2 protein-coding genes are annotated in these 9505 nt (G+C 47.7%); both read right to left on the bottom strand.

All coding sequences use genetic code 11. The annotated features are described in order from the left end of the window. Positions 1–4882 (bottom strand): beta strand repeat-containing protein (locus tag G6047_RS00530; RefSeq protein ID WP_169525382.1); only part of this gene is annotated, 4882 nt, incomplete at its 3' end. A 139-nt stretch (positions 4883–5021) separates the two neighbouring features. After that, positions 5022–8384: a hypothetical protein gene (locus G6047_RS00525; RefSeq protein ID WP_169525379.1), complete on the bottom strand. Its 3363-nt coding sequence runs from the start codon at positions 8382–8384 to the stop codon at positions 5022–5024. Positions 8385–9505: the final 1121 nt, after the last annotated feature.

The following is a 9505-nucleotide window of genomic DNA, read 5'->3' as shown; positions in this document are numbered from 1 at the left end:
ATACCTGGCAGGCCGTCCCATAATACCCGAGCCATGTGCCGTTGCGTTGCAGCTCCACCTGGATGCTGTACGTGGAGGCATAGTCGTAGGAAGCCATGTTGGTGAACGAGAAGTATCCCTGAGGACGCTCCACGTATTGTGGCTCACCTGTAGGCACACCGCCGACGATCTTGTAGACACGGTAACGGTACTGGGTGATGTTCGGGAAGGTGGTCACCTGGATCACCGAGTTGATGGCCGCAAGGGTGATGCCGCACTGTGCGTTGATCACGTTGGAAAGCAACTGGTTTCCTTCGTCGAGGTTGCCGTCGCAGTTGTCGTCGACACCGTTGTACAGTACCTCGGCATGGCCTGGGTTGATGGCTGCGACCGCGTCGTCGCAATCCGTATTATTCAAAGAATAGCCTGATGGTGGCGTAATGGCATTCGCAGCACAAACCATAGCGGTAGTGGTTGATCCGTAGGTGTCGAAATCGGAATCAACAAAGAATTGATATTGTTCCTGTACAGTTATGACAGCCGATCCCGAGACAACAGTAGCAGTCAATCCGTTGGCATCGGTAACAGAAACCAATGTATAAGTCGTGGTTACTGAAGGGCTGACACTGATGCTGTTTCCGCTTTGATAACTGTTAACAGTAGTAGTCGAAGTACCGTTTGAATAAGTCACGCTAAATGGAGCGGTTCCACCCGTAACGGCGACGGACAGGTTTGTTGCATTTCCTGCACAAATTCCTGCTGAACCAGAAATCTGGGCCAAAGATGGAGGCGTAGCCAACGTAAATGCAACCGTGCTCAAAGTAGTCGTTCCCGCTCCTGCAGCTGTCGTCCAGTTTGCAGGGTTGGTCACAAGAGCTTTGTAGGCGGCAAACGAAGTCTGGTTCGTGCGTGATCCTGTATATTGGCCAAGTGCTGCAGAAGAACCAAGTGCAATGTTTCCGTTTGCAACATTAAGTTGCGTTGGAAGGTAGGAAGTATTGGAAGAAGCAGATCCACTTGACAACCAGCTTGCCGCAGATGAAGTTCCCTGCGTATGCAAACCGAAAATAATAGTTCCGTTAAATGTCGCAGAGGCACCGTTTCCGGAATAATCCGGAGTTGTTCCGCTGGTGGCAGATCCCTGGTAGACGAATACCTGGTCGCCTCCTGCAGAAAGTCCGCTTAAATCTCCGGAAACGACTTGTCCTAAGCTAGGTACACCAACATCACTTACATCCTGGATCCTGATTACGGTTCCTGCCGGAATAAGTGCTCCGTTGTTTTTCCAGATTACGAAATTCTCACTGCCACGTGCATTACCGGCGGCATTTGCAGAAGTAGCCGCATTGAAGCCTCCGTCTGTGAATTTAATGATAGTATTCGGCTTGATGTCAACCCATGTCACCCATGCAAATGTATCCGGTGCGTTCAATTGGAAACCGAGTACGGAGACATCTCCAACTGCCAATACGGTAGGGCCATCGATGATATTTGCCGTCAACCCTGTCGGTTGTGGATTCACGATGTAGTTAGGTCCATCTGTTCCGCCTACGGTAATGTTGGCTGTTACCGCGATTCCGGTTCCTACGGCAGGCGAAGCAAAAGTTCCGTTACCTACAAAAGTCACAACATCACCGCTGACGACACCGGCAAACGTACCTGTAATCGTAGCGGCGATCGTACCATCATATGTTTTGTTCTGGGCGACAGCGCCGGTTACGGTAACAGAAGCTACGGTAATATCGGCACTAAGCGAACCGGAAGCGATGGTATAGTTAGGAGCCTGCTCTCCGGAAAGTGTCAGTCCTGAAATAGTTACCGGTATGGCAGTGCCTGCGTTCTTATTGTTGAAAGTTCCCACAGCCGTTCCGGAAACCGTTACATCGTCAGACCCGATTGGAGTCACCTGAGCTGTTCCCGTAAGCGTAGCAACCATGTTTCCGTTATAGACTTTGTTCTGTGCGGTCAGCCCGGATACGGTCAATGGAACTGCGGTGATATCTGCAAAAGCAGATACGGGTTCCACCACATAATTCCCCGCACCCGTACCTGTAAGTTCAACAGATACGATAACAGAAATATCATTGGCGACATTTGCATTTGCAAAGAAACCGGAAGCCGTAAAAGAAACATCTTCTGAATTGATGATACCTACCAAAGATCCTCCGTTAAGTGTAGCGGAGTTGGTCGCATCATAGGGTTTGTCATTCGCTGTAAGTCCGGCAAGCGTAAGGCTTATAGGAGTGATGTCGGCTACAAGGCCAGAAGGCTGTGCCAATATATATTTCCCTGAATCGGCTCCGGTAAGTACTGCGTTTGGAGTCACAGGGATTTCTGTTCCGACGTTGACATTGGTGAACGAAGCATTTCCTGTGAAGCTGACAACGTCAGTTCCCACAACTCCTGAAAGCGTGCCTGAAATAGTCGTAAATGCATTTCCGTTATAGATTTTACCGGCGGCTACGGCTCCGTCAATATAAAGTTCTTTTTGCAGGACATTGAGTGTTTGGGAAACTGGTTCCGCTGAATCATAGGTCAAATCACCGGATTGTGTTGCCGTGATCAATGTAGTTCCAGGCCCGACGATAGTAACCGTAGAACCTGAAACGGTTGCCACAGATTCATCTGAACTCGAAAAACTCACAGTCAAACCGGAATCAGATGAAGCAGAAAGTGCAAAAGGAGCGTCACCGTAAGTTACAGGTGCCAGCGGATTGAACGTGATTACCTGAGGAGCCAGTTCACCCGCAGAAATATTAGCCGTAAGTCCAGTTGGCTGGATCAGGTAATAATTGAATACATCACCTGTGATCTCACTTGTAGAAGTTACCGCGATGCCAACTCCAACTTCAGGAGAAGCGAAAGTACCTGTGGCAGACAAGAAAACCTCGTCCGGAGAAATTACCCCGCTGAGCGTTCCGGAAATGGTAGCATCTGTATTTCCGTCATATACTTTATTGTCGGCAGCAGCATTGAGTATGATGAGTCCTTTCTGATTGATGTCGGCCGATAAATTTTCCGGAGCTGAAACGGTATAGTTAAAAGCACCTGTACCGGAAAGTTCAGCAGTCACCACTACCGGAATATCTGTTCCCACAAAGGGAGAATCGAAGCTTGCGGTTGTGTTCAGGACAACATCTTCAGAACCTACCACACCTTGCAATGTTCCGTTGAACGTAGCTGCAATGGTTCCGTCGTATTCCTTATCTGAAACAGATGCGCCGGAAATGGTCAGTGCTTTTGGCATGATGTCGGCAGAAAGACCCGTAGGTTGCGTCAGTGTATAATTGGAAGCGTTTGCTCCGGTAAGGCTTAAAGTAGATGTAACTGGAATAGCCGTATCGACATCTTTAGTCAGGAAAGTTCCACCTCCGGAAAGGGAAACCGCATCGCTGTTTATGACACCGTTAAGTGTTCCTGTAATAGTGGCAGCTAAAGTGCCGTCGTATGCTTTATTCTGAGCAGCAGCTGAATTTACCGTAAGTGCTTTAGGGGTTACGGTTCCTGTCGGGATAGCTGAGTTCAATGACAATGAACCTGTGGAAGAGAATACGATGTTTCCGGAATAGCTTCCTGCCGGAGCATCAGCTTTCAATCTGAAGTAAACCGTTGTGCTTGCCACGTTTCCGCCAGATTGCGTCAGTGTCTGTGTTGGTGCAAAACCAGCGGTTCCTGATGTTACGGAAACTTCAAATCCTGCCGGCGGTGTTACCAAAACGTTATTCGTTACGCCTGATGCAGATACCGTATAAGATGTAGCGGCCGATGCCGTGCCATAAATTGTACTCGTTGTTGCAAGCGTTCCTGTAGTAGTGATTGGAGAAAGGGCAACCGGTGCGAAAGCCACACCTTTGATAATTTGGGTACCGGACGCTGTATAAAGCGTGGTGCTTGTGCCCAATGAAATAGTAGCATTGTATCCCGCAGCATCTGTGTAGCGGACAAGTGCATTAGCAGTGGTTGCGCCTGAACCCGTCGTTACGAACAAATAGGCACCGTTTCCTTGTTTTTGGGCAGCAAGGCCAAAACCGTTAGCAGCTGCAGTTCCATTGGAAACCCAAGTACCGCCTACCAGTGAATATTTATAGATCGTACCACTGCTGATTGTGGAAAGAAGATAAAGTACGTCAAAAGTACTTCCGTTGCTTCCGGATGAGATCATGTAAAAATCCTGCATGGCAGAAGTGCCGTTAGGAAGTCCCGGAAGCGCGGTGTATGTACCTGCAGAAGGCGCGCTTATGGTTGCTACAGAAGGAACCGTAGATGCAGTAAATACATATACTATTCCTCCGAATGCCTTGATTCCGCGGAAATTTCCGGAAGGGCTTACGCTTGTAGAGCCATTTGTGTAAAGACCGTTCTGATCTGATATGAAATAATTCGTGTTGTTGACGGTCGTGGCCGAACGCGGCTGATTGCCGTTAGTTCCCGTGTATGACGCAGGCTTGTTGAAAGTTTTTGCCTGATTGTACGTACCTACGCTACGGGTAAGGATGGAGTTGGTGTTCGTGCTACCCGTGTCTGTAGTCGTGACGCCGGTAAAACATACCAAGGATCCATCATTGTTGTTGGACAGATAACCTGTTGATGAGGCACTTCCGGAAAACCGCAGGCCAGTTCCGTCCGACGGAATGGTAACCGTACTCACTACACCAGGCGTCGTAGGGTTTACTTCCACGAGAGATGCCGGAGTATTGCTGTCGTTTTCCTCGGTTCTGAGGACTACAAGGTTTCCGGCCACAAACTGTTGTGCATTGGCCTGGAAGGTAATTGCCAAAAAGGCAACGAAGAAAAATAAAGTAGGATTTAGCCTTTTGAAAAGACCGGGTAACAGGGGCGAAGACTCTTGCGAAAAGGAAGGGAACCTTTTGAAGAGCGGTTTCGGGAGTAAGGTTGTTTTCATTAAGATTGTTTTAACTTTAAGCGCATAAAATTATCTTACAGCCCATAACACTCCGGAAACAAATCATTACTAATATGTTAACAAAAAAGCAACCCGATTAAGAGTTGCTTTCTTAAAAAAGTATGAAACTATAAACGGGTCAAAAAACGACCTTTTGGTTTTGTTCTGTTCCGTTTTCAAACGCGACGCGTACAATAAGCGGTTGTTTTGCAAATTCTCTTTGAATTGAGATAGTCGGAAGATTCTGGTTGTTCTGTCTCTCAAGAATCCGTCGTCCCGTCATATCGAACAAGGTTACGCTTCTGATGGTTTCAGCTGCCGAATGCACAAACAATTCATCATTATTCTGATATATTATAGCTTGTTGATTCATTCCGGGGTTTTCGACAGAAAGAGATCCCTCGGCCTGATAGTGAATCTCAAAACGATTTTCTATGGTTCCTGCCGAAGTCTCGAATGTAAACGCACCCGCATGTAAATCGTGATATTCGCCTGTCATATTATCTTTCAGAAACACTTGTTGCGATTCAAAGATGCCGTCGAATCGTGACATCGTGATCGTATAAGTTCCGGCGGTCGTGACTGAGAAGCCCAACGGAATTATCTGGCTCTGTTCAAACGGAAGCCCGCGTCCCTGAATGGTCAGCCTGTTGTCGTTCAGGATCGAATACAGCTGGACCGGATTGGTTCCGTTGGCGATGATGGCATCGTAAGCCGTATCAAAATCATTCGTCGCGGCAGATGCATAACCTACCATCATCTGTTTAAACGCATTCTGATTGTTGCTCAATTCCAGCCAAAAGCGGCTTTTTTCGGTTTGTGCCGTGCGGTAAAACTGATTGTTATTCGCCCCGACACGCATTCCGTTCTTGAATTTAGCCGTACCAGATGCGATTCCTTTAATAAAGAATCCCTGTCCGGCGGCGATGTAGCCATTTGGAATAGCATTGTTTGCTCCGGCAGCGGCAGCCGTTCCGGTTCCGCCCATATAATTATAGGTGGCGTAATCGCTAAAGCTGTACTGGAGTGAGGCCATTGGCGAATTATGCGTCCATAGATAAATGGTGGTTCCTGTTCCTAATGTTGCCGCGTTTTCTGAATCGGACATAAACAAATCGGCACTAAGCGCACTCGGGTAAGGATTTCCTAACAGGTTCAGGTTGTTGGCACCCGACACTGCTATCGTAACTGGATATTCTCCGTTATTCGGTGTTCCCGTAAATGTGCCTGAGTAAACGGCTGGGATGTTTATATCATATGTCTGAGGCCCGCGTATGATGTATCCTTTACCTACTTCCATTGGGGAAATTCCCGGTGCGACAATATTTGCCCAGTTATAGATTGCCGGATTCCACCAGAAGTATTTGTCAGATAAGGTCTGGGGCGATAAATTGGCCATTATCTGATAATCCACGGGAGATGACCAGTAGGTATAATCGTATCGTTTGATAGGAGTCGTGTTTCTTTTGTAGTTGATGAAACCGGAGTTCGTGGCTCCTGTAAGCTGTATGAGTGAAGCCGAATCCTCGAAAGTCATCGATCCGCCATTTACGGTAAGGCTGTTTTGAAGCGTGACGATATGGCCCGGATTGATGACTACATTTCCTGAATTGACCACCATCGAACAGGCATTGATGTTTCCGGAAGAAGTGTAATCCGATTCGAAAATTGCCGTCGTCACACTATCCGGAGCTCCGGCAGACCAACCGCCGTTCCAAGTTGTAGATTTTACCAACAGTTGTATTGGAGTAGTATTGGCCGTAAGGCAAGATCCGTTTTTGACAACTGCTCTAATGTATGTGGTCACTGTAATGGCACCAATGCTTGCGCCGGAAAGCGTGGTAGCTGTTACGGCAATATCCTGTACGTTTACTGTAAATCCGCTATCATCTGCACGTTGCCATTTTACTACAGAACCTGTTTGGCCGGTTAACGAGATGTTGGCCGGTGTAGAGCCGCCGCATATGGTCTGTGCCGGTGAAATGCTCCCGGATACAGTTGGTGCCGATACCGTAAATAATCCGGTAGTATTGGCGCTTTTGACAGATCCGCAGGTGTTTGTCACAACAACATAATAGTATAGATTTCCTACGACTGTTGATAAAGGTATGTATGTTGCAGTTTTTGATCCGTTCGTAACATGGGCGGCAGTTAGAAGCGGAGTCCCGCCTGTAGTAGATGCCGTTGTGTTGCTATACCACTGATAAGTAAGAGGCCCGGTTCCGGAAGCTGTAACAGATACCGAAGAAAAAGGAGTTCCCTGGCAGGTGGTCTGACTCGCAGTTGACGGTTGTACGCTGAATGTAACCGCAGTATTTCTGGTGAAAGCATATGCGGCGGTAGTCTTGCTGCAACCTGTCGAAGGATCTGTATAGGAGTAAGTAAAGGTTGTACTCGGGCCTGAATATGGATTCGGAATGCTATATGTACCTCCGGCCGGTGATCCTGTGGTTAAAGCCGTAGGGCCTGCATCACAAGCCGAAATGGCTGCTGCGGTCACAGTAGGCAACGCGTTCACCGTAATGACCGCCGATCCTGTATTTCCGGTTCCCAAACCGTAATTCACATTATTCAGGTTGTTTACCGAGACAATGGTATAGGTTTTTGTCGATGTAGGCGAAACACTTATAGGGGTTCCCGAAACATAATTGTTGACGGTGTAATTCGTAGTGCCATCTGTATAAACAAGGCGGAATGGACTCAATCCTCCCGTCATCGTCACTGCAATATTGGCGCTGTCTCCGGCACAAATAGGTGTGGTGCCACTTATGACCGACGGGTTTGGCCCCGGAATTAAAGTCCCTGAAAAAGTCACATTGTCAAAACGCCATGTCCCGGCAATATTTGCAATCGAACTCGGATCCTGGCACTGCCTGAACTGGCCAGTTGACTGATATGTGGATGCCAGGATACGTACGGCAAAAAGTGGATTGTTCTTTACTCCTGTAATACTACTGAAATTTGCGCTTATCCGTCTGTAGTAATCCCCGGTTGTATTGGTTTCAAAACATCCGCTTGCGGTTATCGTTCCCAAACAAACTGTAGTATTTGCAGCTGTCATGACGAAATTTACCCAGTTTGTACCATCTATGGTGTATTTAAGCCTGAGTGTGTTCGGTGCCGTATTGGACCAACGCTGATCCCAGGTGAAATAAATATTTTCATATCCGGCAGTCGAAACCTTGAATTGAGCACCGTTAGTCTCGCTTACAGATCCATAGCCAAAAGGCTCGAACGCCCATGCGTTCGTCCCGGTCGTCTGATCCCCGCATCCGGTTCCCGTCATACCTGTCCTGAGCATCGGGGTAATTGTTCCGCCGCTTCCGTTAATGACAGCAGACGACCCAGTAGCCATATTGACTCCCGAGTTAGGCGTAGGTGCCGTAATGGCTCCGGCTTGCGAAGGCTCATACGTCCAAAGGGCAATCTGTCCGTAGGAATTTCCCAACCCCAGGGCTAAAAGACAGAATACGAGTAACTTCTTAAATAGTGCTTTTGTCATGATCGCTTTATTACGGGCCAAAATTAGAATCGGAATGTTGCGTCAATAAATTCCATGTGTTATGCTATTGTTATTGAATTGTAAACAAGGTTATTAAATTCATACGTTTCTGATATGTTGGACGTTCCGGCGGCAGAAAACAATTATTTTACATAAACGGCCACACAGTTGCCGCCTTCAGGCTGCCCATCCCCATCCCGATAGCTATCGGGATCCTCGCATCCTCCACCGGTTGTGCAGTTTTTGGGGCGAGCTTCCTTTGGTCGCTGCCCTAAAGGTGTACAATCAGGCGTTTCATGCTGTGGGCTAACCGCGGCATCCCACCCGAGCAAAGCGAACTGGCGAAGCAAACGCGGACGGTCAACGCGATGTCCTTGTCATTTTGTGGAGATTGGATATGTGGATTTTAAAAAGTCCACAGTTTGGATTGCCACTGAAATTCCAATTCCAGGTTAATGCAGTTCACCTGATCATTTAACATTTGAGGCAGTTTTTCTGTACCTGACCTATCGCGTCAGGGAGTAACTTGGCACCGGGGAGGGGCCAATAGTGTTCCCTACGAAATCCGCAAATTTCCTTGCTGTAGTTTTTCTGTACTTCTTGTTAAAATTCATCTGTCCGGTTTTTCCTGTCAACACCGACTTTGCGCTTTACATGGACATCTAAAAACAAATCAGGATGATGCAGCCATTCTCCCATTTAGCGGTGATGCCGGGAAATTAATTACAAGGACATTCCGCAAAGCGTACGCGCGTACAGGCCTTGCTTACTGCCTTTGAATTTGTGGCAATCCAACGTGTGGCTTTTAAAAAGTCCACACGTTGGATTGCCACAAAAATCCCAATGCCGGGTTTTGGATTTTTTATGCCACGAAGTGCGCCGCAGGCGATCACCCGTCCTTCGTGTCATCCATCACCCAATAAAAAAGCCCCGACGTAAGTCGGGGCTTAATTGTTAATCGTTACTTATTAATTGTCAATTACCGTTTGATCACACGCAGCGTCTTCACGTTGCTTCCCTGTGTCAATACGATGTTGTAGACACCGCTCGGGTATTTCTCCCCGAACTGGGCCAGTTCGATCCGGCTGGCCCCGAAGGATCTTTCCTCAAGCAGTTTACCG

This window comes from Flavobacterium silvaticum, assembly GCF_012911565.1.
Taxonomy (GTDB): Bacteria; Bacteroidota; Bacteroidia; order Flavobacteriales; family Flavobacteriaceae; genus Flavobacterium; species Flavobacterium silvaticum.
This window is presented reverse-complemented; position numbering and strand designations above follow the sequence as displayed.